Origin of the sequence: uncultured Veillonella sp. (assembly GCF_963551295.1) — a bacterium.
Taxonomy (GTDB): Bacteria; Bacillota; Negativicutes; order Veillonellales; family Veillonellaceae; genus Veillonella.
Genome location: NZ_CAUVFT010000027.1, coordinates 13,977 through 28,921, shown reverse-complemented (window position 1 = coordinate 28,921; position 14,945 = coordinate 13,977). Strand labels below are relative to the sequence as shown.

The 14,945-nt window shown below is 35.1% G+C and carries 15 protein-coding genes and 1 pseudogene; 2 read left to right on the top strand and 14 right to left on the bottom strand.

Going from position 1 to position 14,945, the window contains the following annotated elements; genetic code table 11:
- Positions 1 to 183 (bottom strand): annotated as a pseudogene (locus RYO55_RS07785) (ABC transporter ATP-binding protein); the annotation flags it as partial.
- Between the two features lie 407 nt (positions 184 to 590).
- Between RYO55_RS07785 and tpx the strand changes: the two are divergent.
- Both tpx and RYO55_RS07775 read left to right on the top strand, forming a co-directional pair.
- A complete protein-coding gene (tpx, locus tag RYO55_RS07780) occupies positions 591 to 1,106 on the top strand; it encodes a thiol peroxidase (RefSeq protein WP_008600893.1) in 516 nt (171 codons plus the stop codon).
- A 103-nt stretch (positions 1,107 to 1,209) separates the two neighbouring features.
- Entirely contained in the window at positions 1,210 to 1,605 is a 396-nt protein-coding gene (locus RYO55_RS07775) for a phosphate-starvation-inducible protein PsiE (RefSeq protein WP_008600892.1), read from the top strand.
- An 80-nt stretch (positions 1,606 to 1,685) separates the two neighbouring features.
- Here the strand turns inward: RYO55_RS07775 and RYO55_RS07770 are convergent, their stop codons facing one another.
- The 13 genes from RYO55_RS07770 to hemW all read right to left on the bottom strand — a co-directional run bounded on the left by RYO55_RS07770 (position 1,686) and on the right by hemW (position 14,944).
- Complete coding sequence (locus RYO55_RS07770; protein WP_314984927.1) at positions 1,686 to 3,590, bottom strand: glutamine synthetase; 1,905 nt, start codon at positions 3,588 to 3,590, stop codon at positions 1,686 to 1,688.
- 236 nt (positions 3,591 to 3,826) lie between these two features.
- The gene (locus RYO55_RS07765; RefSeq protein WP_314984926.1) at positions 3,827 to 4,270 is read right to left on the bottom strand and encodes a GatB/YqeY domain-containing protein; all 444 of its coding nucleotides are present in this window, start codon (positions 4,268 to 4,270) and stop codon (positions 3,827 to 3,829) included.
- 135 nt (positions 4,271 to 4,405) lie between these two features.
- The gene (rpsU, locus tag RYO55_RS07760) at positions 4,406 to 4,585 is read right to left on the bottom strand and encodes a 30S ribosomal protein S21 (RefSeq protein ID WP_004695751.1); all 180 of its coding nucleotides are present in this window, start codon (positions 4,583 to 4,585) and stop codon (positions 4,406 to 4,408) included.
- A 157-nt stretch (positions 4,586 to 4,742) separates the two neighbouring features.
- Positions 4,743 to 5,087, bottom strand: a complete 345-nt coding sequence (locus RYO55_RS07755) for a histidine triad nucleotide-binding protein (protein ID WP_004695748.1) — start codon at positions 5,085 to 5,087, stop codon at positions 4,743 to 4,745.
- 11 nt (positions 5,088 to 5,098) lie between these two features.
- Entirely contained in the window at positions 5,099 to 6,394 is a 1,296-nt protein-coding gene (gene mtaB, locus RYO55_RS07750) for a tRNA (N(6)-L-threonylcarbamoyladenosine(37)-C(2))-methylthiotransferase MtaB (protein WP_314984924.1), read from the bottom strand.
- 24 nt (positions 6,395 to 6,418) lie between these two features.
- Positions 6,419 to 7,150, bottom strand: coding sequence for an RsmE family RNA methyltransferase (locus RYO55_RS07745; RefSeq protein ID WP_314984928.1), 732 nt, complete (start codon positions 7,148 to 7,150; stop codon positions 6,419 to 6,421).
- Positions 7,147 to 8,010 carry a 50S ribosomal protein L11 methyltransferase gene (locus RYO55_RS07740; RefSeq protein WP_314984923.1) on the bottom strand — a complete coding sequence of 288 codons (864 nt, stop codon included), beginning with the start codon at positions 8,008 to 8,010 and terminating at the stop codon, positions 7,147 to 7,149. The genes RYO55_RS07745 and RYO55_RS07740 overlap by 4 nt, the downstream gene beginning before the upstream one ends.
- Positions 8,011 to 8,065: 55 nt before the next feature.
- Positions 8,066 to 9,220 carry a molecular chaperone DnaJ gene (dnaJ, locus tag RYO55_RS07735; protein ID WP_302498654.1) on the bottom strand — a complete coding sequence of 385 codons (1,155 nt, stop codon included), beginning with the start codon at positions 9,218 to 9,220 and terminating at the stop codon, positions 8,066 to 8,068.
- A gap of 16 nt (positions 9,221 to 9,236) precedes the next feature.
- A complete protein-coding gene (dnaK, locus tag RYO55_RS07730) occupies positions 9,237 to 11,078 on the bottom strand; it encodes a molecular chaperone DnaK (RefSeq protein ID WP_008600875.1) in 1,842 nt (613 codons plus the stop codon).
- 27 nt (positions 11,079 to 11,105) lie between these two features.
- Positions 11,106 to 11,651 carry a nucleotide exchange factor GrpE gene (gene grpE / locus RYO55_RS07725; protein WP_314984921.1) on the bottom strand — a complete coding sequence of 182 codons (546 nt, stop codon included), beginning with the start codon at positions 11,649 to 11,651 and terminating at the stop codon, positions 11,106 to 11,108.
- Positions 11,651 to 12,679 (bottom strand): heat-inducible transcriptional repressor HrcA, encoded by a 1,029-nt coding sequence (gene hrcA, locus RYO55_RS07720; protein ID WP_295814201.1) that lies wholly within the window; start codon positions 12,677 to 12,679, stop codon positions 11,651 to 11,653. The genes grpE and hrcA overlap by 1 nt, the downstream gene beginning before the upstream one ends.
- A 396-nt stretch (positions 12,680 to 13,075) precedes the next feature.
- Positions 13,076 to 13,678, bottom strand: coding sequence for a nitrite/sulfite reductase (locus RYO55_RS07715; protein WP_295814197.1), 603 nt, complete (start codon positions 13,676 to 13,678; stop codon positions 13,076 to 13,078).
- Between the two features lie 81 nt (positions 13,679 to 13,759).
- The gene (hemW, locus tag RYO55_RS07710; RefSeq protein ID WP_314984920.1) at positions 13,760 to 14,944 is read right to left on the bottom strand and encodes a radical SAM family heme chaperone HemW; all 1,185 of its coding nucleotides are present in this window, start codon (positions 14,942 to 14,944) and stop codon (positions 13,760 to 13,762) included.
- Position 14,945: the final 1 nt, after the last annotated feature.

The following is a 14,945-nucleotide window of genomic DNA, read 5'->3' as shown; positions in this document are numbered from 1 at the left end:
AATAAAATAATAAATATAAGTAACTAAACCTTCCTTATTATTGCTCAATGTATCTATAGCATTGCCAATGAATTGAGGAACAAATAAAAAAGCCACATCAATTGCCATCAACATAGTTAAGCCAATGGCATAGATCCAGCCTTCACGCCGGAAAAACTGCATAAATAAATCTATTGGTTTCATAGGTCCTCTCTAATATATTCTATTAAGTCTAATTAAAATTATTGCCTATATAATCATTAGTATTATTATATTGTAATTGAATTTAAATCAATACTGTAAAAGCTAAATCAACAAATTTTATTATGTTAACTTTACTCTTTATAGTATACACATTTTTTATGATACATTAATACACCTATATGTATAACAGTTAGTTTAAATATTTTTATCACAGCAGCAGTTGTATTTCAACAATATAAGTTAAATGACCTCTTTAAATTTTAATGGTAATCAATCTTAAAGTTTTTTCTAAATTAATACTATATCGAATTTTTTAGTTTACTTATAGTAATGTAAATGTTATACTATGCATATAAAGAAATTTTATCTTACATAATTAGAATTAAAACTCTTAGGAGGAATAAAACATGGAAAAACGTACTGGCGTAGTAACATTTGCAGGTGGCCCTATCACATTAGTTGGCCCAGAAATTAAAGTAGGTCAACAAGCTCCAGACTTCACTGTATTGAGTAATGACTTGCAAGCTAAAACTTTAAAAGACTTCGAAGGTAAAGTAAAAGTTATCTCCGTTGTTCCTTCCCTTGATACAGGTGTTTGTGATGCTCAAACTCGTTGGTTCAACCAAGATGCAACAGCTCTTTCCGAAGATGTAGTCGTATTGACAATTTCTATGGACTTACCATTCGCTCAAAAACGTTGGTGTGGTGCTGCGGGCGTAGATAAAGTTATTACTTTGTCTGACCACAAAGATGCTTCCTTCGGTGAAAACTACGGTTTCTTGATTGAAGAGCTTCGTCTTTTAACTCGTGGCGTTGTAGTAATCAACAAAGATAACAAAGTAACTTATGTTGAATATGTACCAGAAGTAACTCAAGCAGTTAACTTCGATGCTGCATTAGAAGCTATTAAGGCTGATATCTAATTTTAAGATTTTACTAATAGCTTAATATAGAGGCAAAAAGACCGTACGTTGTACGGTCTTTTTATATGTCCTATAGTAAATTATTATTTTATTTGGAGTATGTATGTGGATTCGTATTTCTCAGCTTATTTTAACCATTAAAAATATTGCACTTATTGGTGTTGGCATTGGTTTATGCATTGCTTTAATCAATAGTTTAGTAAACTTTGGTTTTATTGCATGGGCCAATATTCAAGGCTATAGTACTTATTCATTATTGATTGAAGAGATAATTACCTTCTTTCTCTACTTTGAATTTATTGCACTCATAATTAAGTACTTTAAAAATAACTTCCATTTTCCTCTCGATTTCTTCTTATATATTGGCATTACCGCCATTGTTCGTTTACTAATTATCGATCATGAATCAGCTTTGGACATGTTATTATGGTCTATTTCTATTCTAGTTCTAGTTTGTTGCCTAGTACTGGTAGAAAAATTTCTTAATAACAAATCGTAATAGCATAAAAGAGACTCTACACATCAGTAGAGTCTCTTTTATTTTAACACTTTTATGTTTTAACACTATCGACTAGCATCTTAGAAAATATTTTTAGCGTAATTAGCGTACTTAGTTTCTAATTCTTCCATTTTATCATTCATTTCGATTTGTAATTGGGATGCTAAATCATATTCACCATCATTAAGTGCATCGATTAAACGAGTGAATAAGGATTTACGATCATCACTATCTTTAGCAAGGTAGAAACGTAAGTCATTAACTTCTGCAAAGCGTTTATCATCTACACTATTTCGGCTGTCAGTATGAATTGCAACCATGCTACGAACTGTATCCAAATTGTTTGGGATTAAACGGTTAGCTAATACTAGTTTCCAACGTTTAAGAATGGAGGCAATAAAGGAGTCCATTAAATCTTTAGCAAATGCATTGCCTTGAGCTAATGTTTCTACTAATTCAGGATTATTTTGGTAACCCTTTATATTTTCCCATACAGTAGCTGGAGCAACACCAAACATTTGATTACGTTCTTCTTGTGTGAAATCATCAAATACATCTTTTTCAGTACGGTATGCACGATTTGTAGCAAGATAATCAGATGTTTCACCTACTTCTTTGGAAAGTTCTGCTTCCAATTGAGCTTGTGTTTTACCAGATGTAATAGCATATTTCATACCATCAAATGCAGATATAAAGATTAATGCTAAAGCAGTATATGTATTAGTGTAAGGATTTGGAGAACGTAATTCATAACGTGTCGCCATAGGGTTATCGATATCGCGAATCAAACCGCAAAGAATTGTACGGTTACGGCTAGGTTCAGATGGATCAGTACCTAAAGATGTAACAATACATACTGGAGCTTCAAACCCAGGTTTTAAACGGTTTAAAGAATCTGTTGTAGAGCTGATAAATGGATTAATGGCTTCATAGTGTTTTAGAAGCCCCATAATCGCACCAATACCTAAAGAGCTAGCAGATTCCTTACGCATATCTTCTGGGCTAAATAAGTTAACAACTTTACCCGATTTTAGTTTAGCCATAACACCAAAATGAGTATGTTCACCAGAACCAGCTACACCAATTATTGGTTTTGCATTAAATGTTACATCAAGACCATTTTCACGGAATACTTCACGAACAATGATACGAGCTTGTAATTCATTATCTGCTGTTTGTAATGGATTATTTGAGAATTTCCAGTCGATTTCTAATTGTTCTAATACAACTGCTTCATGACCATCTTCATCAAGTTTAGCTTTAACGCCACCTACTTCTTTATGCCCCATTTCAGCAACCATACCATATCTATCAAGACGTTCAACAGCTTGTTCTAATGCAGTACGAACTGTACCATGAGTACGTTGCCAGTATTGTTCCTGTAATTTTTGAGATACGGATAATTCTTTTTTGGTAACTGTTCTAGATGGAGTTTTTACCCAGAATTCTAGTTCTGTTGCAGATGTGAAAATGATATCTACAACTTCATCAGCTTTCACATGCGGCATACCAGATAAGCCATATTCTTTAATCAAAGCTAATAATTCAGCACGAACATAGTCGCAGCTGCGTTTTAAAATAGAACGAGAATCTACATAGCGGTAATTATGCATCAAAAATGCAGGAATACGAAGTGTACCAGTTGGTAATCCTGTAACAGGATCAATATTTTCGTAGTTGTAATCAACAAACCAGTTTACACTTGGATCGCCCCACATATCTACACGAGCATTATTTAATGTAGCAATATTTGTAAGCACTACAGAGGAACCATCTGTTTGAACAGCACGACCTTCAAAGAAAGATTCGTAATCATCGAAGAATGCTGACATAGGAATTTTTTCATCAGTATCATTACCTGCTAAGTCAATACCTACAAGAGATACAAACTTGATTTCAGGATGTTGTTCTAATAATGCAAGAACCCCTTCCTTCCCATATTGACCTGCTGGAATGTAATATAATAATTCGTTAGTTGTCGACATATTTGTTCCTCCTAAAAGAAAAAGACTCCAACAAATAAATATATAAATCTATATATCTAAAGTGGAGTCTTCGTTGACCAATTATTTTATTGAGTTCATATTATCATATGTTGAAAATATATGTCAATAACTTTCTATAGAATTTCATTATTCTCTAAAAGTTACCTCTAACACATCTATTACTATAAACTATAATCAATTAGTATATATAGAATAGTCGTTGATATCAATTTATATTATCCAAGTAATTCTTTAACAATGTTATTGACAATCTTACCATCTGCACGCCCTTTTGTTTTTGGCATTACATGTTTCATAACATTACCCATATTTACGTTATCACCACATGCAGCAATGGCTTCTTGTACAATTATACGAATTTCATCTTCTTTCAATTGCTCTGGTAAGTATTTTTGTAATACAGCCATTTCTTCTTTTACATGACTAATTAAATCCTCACGGCCCGCTTTTTCAAATTCTGTTAAAGAATCTTGACGAGTTTTCATTTCCTTAGCTAAAATACCAAGAATGCCAGCATCATCTAACTCTACCTTATCATTGATCTCTGTATTTTTAATGGCACTATTAACCATGCGAATTACAGATAAAGCTATTTTACCTTCTTCGCGGGCTTTCATAGCCGCTTTCATATCTTCTTTTAATTGATCTTTTAAACTCATGATAACCTCCAATTTGATTAATATATAAATACTGATAAAAATCTAAGTAATAGTTACTAAAGAATAGAATAAAATAAAGAAACCCTAATTCTGCATTTCATGAAGCCATGAAAAGGCAGAATTAGGGTAATCATCTTATGCTCTGAATTTGCGTTTTCTTGCTGCTTCAGATTTTTTCTTTCTTTTTACGCTTGGTTTTTCATAGTGTTCGCGTTTTCTTACTTCAGACAAAACACCCGCTTTTTGGCAGGAGCGTTTGAATCGACGAAGAGCACTTTCAAGCGTTTCGTTTTTACCGACTTTGATTTCAGACATCTATATCCCTCCCTCCAAAAATAATCTCGGGAAGTGCTGATAATTTACATACGCACATATAATATTATATGTATAGGTATAGATATTGTCAATATTTTCAAGTATATTTTATGGGCTTTTTAATGAGTATTATAAAAAGAATACATAATACTCAAAATTAAGCTTCTGGCCAGCCCATTTCTTCTCCACCTAAAAGGTGTGCATGCATATGGAATACAGTTTGGCCTGCTTTTTCACCAGTATTAAAAATCAAACGATAACCATCTTTAGAAATGCCAAGTTCTTTTGCTACATCACGGACAAATGGTAGTAACCCTTCAACATAATCTGCATTCTTTTCATTAAGATGTGCAATATTAGACACATGATTTTTAGGCACGATTAATACATGAACTTTTTTTACAGGTTGAATATCATAAAAAGCATAGAATTTATCATTTTCTAACACTTTTTTAGACGGAATTTCACCATTAATAATTTTGCAAAAAATGCAGTCACTCATAATCTGACTCCTTACTCAATAATTAAATAATTATCTTCTAAATCTACAACAGTTCCACCAACGAGATCACCAATTTTACGTGTCCCATCAGACTTAACTTTACCATTTACATACTCATTTGTTAAGCCCATGTAGTAACCATTCTCTTCTTTTTCGATGAGAATCTCACCATGCTTACCAATGCGAGATTTTGCGTACATTTCATAACCAGATTGACTAAGGCCATTTAAAAGTGCTACACGAGTCTTCTTCACTGCTTCTGGTATTTGATCAGGCATAGTTGCTGCAGGTGTACCTTCACGAATGGAATATGGGAACGCATGGATATGAGTAAATCCTATTTCACGAACAGTGTTTAACGTTTCCTCAAAGTCTTCATCGGTCTCTTGTGGAAAACCAGCAATAATGTCAGTTGTAATTGATAAGTCTTTAATACGAGAACGTAAACTTATAATCAAGTCTTTATATTCTTGTAATGTATAATGGCGTTTCATCAACTTTAATACATGGTCAGAACCAGCTTGTAGTGGTAAATGTAAGTGTGGACAAACACGTTTATTGGTAGCCATTAATTCTACTAACTCATCAGAAACCTCTACGGATTCTATGGACCCGAAACGAATGCGGTATAAATTAGGAATCTCTAATAAAGCTTTTACTACATCAGCTAATGTTGGACGACCTGGTAATTCGACACCGTAATTACCCAAATGTATGCCAGTTAATACGATTTCATGGAATCCATGATCTACTAAACGTTTTGCCTCTTGTACAATATCATCAACTTTACGAGATTTTAATTTTCCTCGAGTATAAGGAATGATACAAAAGGCACAATAGTTATTACAACCTTCTTGAATTTTCATGAACGCACGAGCCTTATCAGATTCATTACCAAATAATGGCATTTCCTCAAAGTTAGACTCTTTCATAATATCTCGAACAGCATTGATTTGTCGTTCTGTAGACTCTAATTGTTCTACTAGCTCAACGATTTTAGAACGATTATTTGTACCGATGACGAGATTAACTCCATCGATAGCGGCAATCGCATCCGGATCAAGTTGTGCATAGCAACCAGTTACGATTACATAAGCATCTTCATTTTGACGCTTTGCTTTACGAATTAACTGACGAGATTTTTTTTCCCCCATATTCGTTACAGAACATGTATTAATTACATATATATCAGCTTTTTCATCGAAGTCTACCGCTTCGTAATTATTTTGTAAAAATAAACCTTTCATAGCATCCGTATCATATTGATTTACACGGCACCCCAAGGTTGTAAAAGCAACGGTTTTCATTACACCTCTCTATTCTTGTTTAATTTATAGTTCTAATTCATATTGAATCATCGCTAATGATCCAATGGCAGCAGTTTCAGCTCGCAAAATTGTATTACCAAGCGATACCGATTTTCCACCACTCTCTATAATAGCATTGATTTCCTTCTCTTGATAGCCCCCTTCAGGACCTATACAAATTAAAATATCAGTAATTGACTCATCAGAATGTACCGTTTTAAGTAAGTTTTTAATTGTATGCCCATCTTCATTCTCATAAGCTACCAATTTTAGAGCTTCAGATTCAATGTCTAATACTTGTATAAGGGTCTTTCCTACTACAAGTGTGGGTAACTGATTTCGTCCGCATTGTTGAGCTGCTTCTAGCATAATTTTTTCCCAACGATTTACTTTTGATTGAAGTTTTTTTTCATCATATTTAGCTACACAGTTAGCTGTGGGCACAAGATAAATTGTATCCACATTTAACTCTGTTGCTTTTTGTAACACCCATTCTAACTTTTCACCTTTTAAGATGGATTGTACAAGAATCATTCTGTATGATGCTGCTGCACCCGCAATATATTCAATAAGTTTTGCTTGTGCCTTACCGTCTATTTCATCAGTTATCTGATACATACCACAACGATTGTCACTACCTGTAACCGTTATAGGTTTCTCAATATTATGACGAAATACATGAAGCACATGATGTGTCACATGTATCGGTAATTCTATTATTTCATCTAATGGTGTATGAATAAATATTTTTTTCATAGTTTTTTTAACGCAAAGGTGTGCCATGGACCAGCAACGCGTTCCTCAATAATATGCCAGTCTTTCTTAATATATGGCATGATTTCATCATAACGGTCATCAATAATTCCACTAATGATTAAAATACCTTGATCATCAAGCTTTCTACCAATTTGAGGCAATAAAATTTTTAATGGATCTACAGTTAAATTAGCTACAATCAGTTGAGCTATTTCATTAAAATCAGTATCTAAATCACCACAAATAATTTCTGCATCTATTTGATTATTTTCACAATTAATTTTAGCTTGATTTGCAGCGTATTCCTCAATATCGATACCTACAAGTTTTTTAATACCTAAATGAGCTGCTACTAACAAAAGTATTCCTGTACCTGTACCGATATCTAAACAAGTTACCTTATCAAGATTCATAGACTCACTATAAACTTTTAAAAGCTCTGCACAAGTTCTTGTCGTTTCGTGAGCCCCAGTTCCAAAGGAAATATCTGAATCAATTTCAATAATATTCTTATTATCTACATTATCGTAATTTTGCCAAGCAGGTTTAATGACTAAGTTAGGTAAAATTTCTGTAGGTTCAATATATTGTTGCCAAGAGTTTAACCAAGTTGACTCATCAATAATATCTGTATCTATTGATATAATCTTAATATTATCCTCTGTAAGACGTTTTTCTAAATCCGCCTTAATCATATCCATATCAAGTGATGGATCAGCGTACATAGTTAATTTTATTAAATTAGGCTGATCTTCAACATCTTCTTCTATAATTCCATTGTCTGTATAATCGTCAAAAAGAGTAGTCACCTCATCGGTGGCTACTCTTTCACAGACAATGGATATTTCTATCCATTGCATATATGCTCCTTTATAGGGAATGTGATGGAACGAACCATTCCTTCACATGAGCTGTTCATTTCGTTAAACAGTCCTTGATTTTTTCAAAGAGACTTTTGCTTACTTGTAAATTATTAACATCTTCGTTACTTTCATTTGCAAAGCGTAATAATAATTCACGTTGAGCATCGGTCAACTTCTTAGGCGTTTGGACAGTTACCACAATGTGTTGGTCCCCTCGTTGGTTAGGGTTACGCAAATATGGAATACCTTTGCCCTTTACGCGGAATGCCGTTCCCGTTTGAGTACCTTCCGGAATCTTTAACTCTACTTTACCATCTAAGGTGTTAACTTGTATAGTCGCACCAAGAGCAGCTTGAGCAAAGCTAATATTTACACGGCTAATAACGTCATTACCATTTCGTTCAAATTCCTTATGAGGACGAACGAAAATATATACATAAAGATCCCCTTTAGGACCGCCTAAAATACCAGGTTCCCCTTCATTAGCTACACGTAAGCGAGATCCGCTATCTACACCGGCTGGAATCTTAATGGAAATCTTCCGTTTAGCCAACATTTCGCCAGTACCACGACACTTAGAGCAAGGTTTTTCAATGCTTTTACCCGTACCATGACAGCGAGAACAAGTGCGAACGGACTGCATACGTCCAAATGGAGTATTTTGAATAACCGCTTCTTGACCAGAACCATGACAGTTTGGACAAGTATCGACACGAGAGCCTGGCTCACCACCAGTACCATGACAGTGATCACATTCTTCATGACGATGCACTTCAATTTCCATAGATTTACCAAAAGCTGCATCTTCAAAGGAAATATCGATATCTTCACGCAAGTCATTACCTTTTTGAGGGCCTTGTTGGCGTCCACCACCAAACATGCCACCAAAAATGTCGCCAAAGATATCGCCAAAGCCTCCAGCTTGACCACCGAAACCGCCGAAGCCACCTTGGAAACCACCGGCACCAGCGCCACCTCCTTGTTTGAAGGCGTCGTGGCCGAATTGGTCATATTGAGCTTTTTTAGTTTCATCAGACAAGACTTCATAAGCTTCGTTAGCTTCTTTAAACTTTGCTTCAGCTTCCTTTGGATTGTCTTTATTAACATCTGGGTGGTATTGGCGAGCCTTTTTACGGAAGGCTTTTTTGATTTCATCTTGAGAGGCATTTTTACTAACCCCTAGGATGTCATAATAATCACGTGCCATTCGTTACCAACCCTTCTTATTTCTTGTCGTCATCCACTACTGTGTAATCAGCATCAACTACATTGTCATCAGATTTTGTTTGTTGTTGACCTTGATCTGTAGCACCAGCTGCTTGTTGAGCTTGTTGAGCTGCTGCATACATTTGTTCTGCTAATTTATGTAATGGTTGTTCCAAAGCTTCACTATCTTTTTTGATGTCTTCGATATTGCTAGCTTCGATAGATTTTTTCAATTTATCTTTCGCTTCTTCTACTTCTTTCATCAAAGCAGCATCGCCTTTACCTTCAAGATCTTTCAATGCTTTTTCAGCTTGGTATACCAAGGAGTCTGCATTGTTTTTAATATCTAATTCTTCTTTTCTAGCTTTATCTTCTGCTGCATGAGCTTCAGCTTCTTTAACCATGCGGTCAATTTCTTCTTCTTTCAAGCCGCTAGAAGAAGTAATGGTAATTTTTTGTTCTTTTTGAGTCCCCAAATCTTTAGCTTTTACATGTACGATACCATTAGCATCGATGTCGAATGTTACTTCGATTTGAGGAACCCCACGAGGAGCAGCTGGGATACCATCCAAGTTGAAACGACCCAATGTTTTATTATCTGCTGCGAATTCACGTTCACCTTGTAATACATGGATATCTACAGATGGTTGGTTATCTGCTGCAGTAGAGAATACTTGAGATTTAGATGTAGGGATTGTAGTGTTACGATCGATAATACGTGTGAATACGCCACCCATTGTTTCGATACCAAGGGACAATGGCGTTACGTCAAGTAACAATACGTCTTTAACTTCACCTACTAATACGCCACCTTGAATAGCAGCACCAATAGCTACACATTCATCAGGGTTAACATTTTTAGTTGGTTCTTTACCCAATACTTTTTTGATTGCTTCTTGTACAGCTGGAATACGGCTAGAACCACCAACTAACAATACTTTATCGATATCGGATGCAGATAAACCAGCATCGCTCATAGCTTTACGAGTAGGTTCAATAGTCGCTTGTACTAAATCAGCAGTTAATTCTTCAAATTTAGCACGAGTTAACGTTACATCCAAGTGTTTAGGGCCTGTAGCATCAGCTGTAATAAATGGTAAGTTGATATTTGTACTAGCTACACCAGACAACTCAATTTTTGCTTTTTCAGCAGCTTCTTTTAAACGTTGATCAGCTAATTTATCATTGGATAAATCGATACCTGTTTCCTTTTTGAACTCTTCAATAAGGTAGTTCATAATACGTTGGTCGAAGTCATCGCCACCAAGGTGGTTATTACCAGATGTAGCCAATACTTCAAATACACCATCCCCCAATTCAAGGATAGATACGTCGAATGTACCACCACCAAGGTCAAACACAAGAACTTTACCATCTTCATCTTTATCTACACCATATGCAAGAGCAGCTGCTGTAGGTTCGTTAATAATACGAAGTACTTCAAGACCTGCAATAGCACCAGCATCTTTTGTAGCTTGACGTTGAGCATCTGTAAAGTATGCTGGAACAGTAATAACAGCTTGTTTTACAGGTTCACCCAAGTAAGCTTCTGCGTCAGCTTTGATTTTTTGAAGAATCATTGCAGAAATTTCTTGAGGAGTATAAGATTTACCTTCTACAGTTACTTTGTAGTCTGTACCCATGTGACGTTTAATAGAAATGATTGTGTTTTCTGGATTAGATACGGCTTGACGTTTAGCCAATTGACCAACTAAACGTTCACCATTTTTTGCAAACCCAACAACGGAAGGAGTTGTACGTGCACCTTCTTGATTTGTAATAACCGTAGGTTCGCCGCCTTCCATAACAGCAACACAAGAGTTTGTTGTACCTAAATCAATACCAATTACCTTTGCCATAATATATACCTCCTAAAACTTTATAATCTATTCCACAACTTTTACCATTGCTGGACGTATACAACGACCATCAACAGTATAGCCAGTTTGCAATACTTCACACACCGTATCGGATTCATATTCATCTGACGGTACACGCATAATCGCTTGATGGAAATTTGGATCAAATGGTTGACCCACAGCTTCGATAACTGCTAATCCATGTTTAGATAACATAGCCATCAAATTTTGATGAATCATAATGAATCCATCGAGGAATACTTTTGCTTCCCCTTCTGCAGGACTTTGAACAGCTCGTTCAAAGTTATCCAATACAGGAAGAAGGTCTGTTAATACATCCCCTTTTACATATCCTGCAAGTTGCTCTTTTTCCTGATTAGTACGTCGTTTGAAGTTTTCAAAGTCCGCTTGTAACCGTTTATAGCGATTATCAAAATCGGCTTTAAGCTCTTCTAACACTTGAGCAGCATCAGCCATAGCTTCTTCAGTTTTTTCAACAGTTGGTGCCTCTACATTCGTAGTATTCTCTGTTTCCTCCACTGTTTCTTGTTTAATGTCTTGTTCTTCAGCCATTACATGCCCTTTCTGTTTTGTTCTTTTACCATAGTTTCCATTATATGTTTCATATGGGACAACATGCCGATGATACGTCCGTATTCCATCCGCGTTGGACCAAGAATAGCAAGAGTTCCAATAGGCTGATCTTGATTCGTAAAATCAGCTTGTACCACACTCATTGAATGTAGTGCTTCAGTTTCGTTCTCAATACCAATCTTGACCTTAACAGGTGTTGGAGAATCATCTTTTAATAACTGTCCTAATTGATTTTGTTCTTCCACTAAGGAAAGCAAGGGTTGTACCTTCTCAACAGACTTAAACTCTGGTTGATTTAACAACTCTGTGGTACCTACCGAATAGAACAACTTACGTTTATTAATAGCTCGTAATAATGTCTCCGAAAGGATTAATAAAATTCCCTGCGGTCCTTCCATATGGACCAATATAGATCCTAAAGCCTCAGCCGTTACATGACCAATACTTACATTCTGTAGTGCATTGCTAAATTGTATGGCTAGACTCTGTAAAAGCTCTGGTGAAACACTTTCACCAAAGTACATCAACTCATTATCTAGTGCCCCTGTTTCAGTAATAACTACCATAATGGCTTGATGACTATCTAGCGGTAATACATGAATATATTTGATTAATGCTCTATCATGGGCTGGTGCCAAGAATAAACTCATGCTATGGCTTACCTGTGAAAGTAGTTTAGCCATATTTAAAAAGAGTTCACTCGTTGATCCATTGGAATGTTTCCATAACATTTCAATTTTTTCAGCATCCTGTAATGGAACAGGTTGTCGACTCAGCATAGAATCAACATATAAGCGATAGCCCTTAGCTGAAGGAATACGTCCAGCCGATGTATGAGGTTGCTCTAAATAGCCTAATTCCTCTAAATCTGACATTTCGTTCCGTACCGTAGCAGGACTGATACCAAGATCATAATTCTTAGCAATCGTTCGAGAGCCTACAGGTTCTGCGGATTTAACGTAGTCTTCAATTATGGCTCGCAAGATGCGCTGTTTTCTTTCATCCATAATGACACCTCTTGTTAGCACTCATAAACTTTGAGTGCTAATCGCATGTATAATATTATCATATTAAAAAAAATTGTCAAGCTAAAAAATCATTAAAAAGCCAAATAAAATCTATTTAGTCAAAAAGACAATTTGATATTTTTAATTAATTAGTCAAAAAATCAAACCAGAATAATGAGAAAACACTTATACTATCTACATTTATGTCATATCCCCAAATTTAAACATTGGAATATGTTGATCTAATAAAATTTCTATTATTAAAACCTGAAATAGTATAAGTGTTTATATATATTATAATTTTGTTATTATGAAACTCTCAGTAAAAATACTTTTTGATTGTAAAAATGTATAGCCTAAGGACCATAAAGTAATTAGTACTAAAAATATTACAATTTATAGTTCTACACCTTCAAGTGGATTTCCAAGTCTTTCTAACAATTGTCCCATACGTTCACGAGGTTCACCATTTTTAGCATACCAATCAATCAAAATGTCTACAGCTTTTTTAGATTGCTCAATAGTTAGTTTTCTTGCTAAAATTTTTCCTGCTTCTGGTCTCATACCTGTATTACCACCAACAGCCAACATAAAACCTTGAGATGTACCAATAAAAGCAATATCTTTCACCATCGCATCAGGGCAGTTACGTCCACATCCACTGATGCCAATCTTGCACTTATGAGATGTTTTTCGGCCGTAGTGTTTTCTCTCTACATAATCAGCCAATTCTTTAGTTTCCATTTGTCCATTTTTACAATGGCCTTTACCTACACAGGCAATCAAGGAATTAACACCTCTATGAATAACAGTTGTCACGCCATCAGGCAATTCAGAAATTAACTGTTCCTTATCATCTTTTTCAATACCTGTAATTTGTATACCTGTTACAACATGACGAAAGGATCCGCCATATTTTTCAGCAAGTTCTATGCATGCTTTCATTTGATCTAAAGTAAATTCATTATGTAAACCGTGTAATATTACAGATGTCTTCATCGTTCCTCCTCAAATCTAGCATGCTTATTCATCATCATCCTATTTATACTAACATATTAGATTTTGAGAAACTGTGAGAAATTACTCACGAATAAATTGACTAAACACATAATTTCCATGCTTGGCACCTTCAGCGGTTAAGTGATAACTTCCATTTTGATACTCTAATAGACCTTTACTAACTAAATCCTCTAAAGTAGTACCAAATAAATCATAGACGGATACGCCAAATGTATCTTCGAATTTTTGTTCATCAAGACCCCATTTAGTGCGAAGAGCTAAAAAGCAAAAATCCTCTTGAGCTCGTTCTAAAGTAATCGTCTCCGTATCGATAGTAGGCATAACATATCGATCAACTGATTGTATATAAGGCATTACATTTCGGTTATTACTGCGGCGAACACCATTATAAAAAGAATGCGCTCCCGCACCAAAACCTAAGTAATCTACATAGTGCCAATATTTTAAATTATGGCGACTATAAGAGTTATCCTTCGAAAAATTTGAAATCTCATATCGTTCAAAACCAAGTTCTTTTAATCCTTCCATCATCGTATCATACATAGCTTCATCAATGCTTTCACTAGGAATAGAAATCAAGTTCTTTTGTACTAAATGATATAAATATGTGCCTACCTCAACTTGTAAACCATAAGTAGAAATATGATTAATAGGTAGGTCTTTCACGATTACTAAATTACGTTTAATATCGTCTAAGGATTGTCTTGGTAATCCATAAATCAAATCAATATTAATATCAGCAAAGCCTGCCTCTTTAGCATCATAAACAGCTTGTTTTGCCTGTTCCTCGTTGTGACTACGATGAATCATGGTAAGCGCCTTATCATCAAATGTTTGAACACCAAAGCTAATACGATTGAAACCAAGTTTAACAAGTTTCGTTAAATAATGTAAATTTACTTCCCCAGGATTCGATTCAATAGTCATATAACAATCATCAGTAATTGTAAAAGTATTTTTGATTTTATCAAGAATCATTTGTAGTTGTTGAATCGATAATTCTGTAGGCGTACCTCCCCCAAAATAAATTGTATCAATAGCTTTAGATGTAGACTCTGGATGTTCAGAGACCCATAAATCGATTTCTTGAACTAAAGCATATACATAGGTTTCGTAATAATCTTGTAAATTCTGATAAGCAGGAAAATCACAGTACATACATTTCTGTTTACAAAAAGGGATATGGACATACAAGCCCATATCCCCAAGTGTAGACAGATTCAAAATATTAGAATCTGTTTTCATT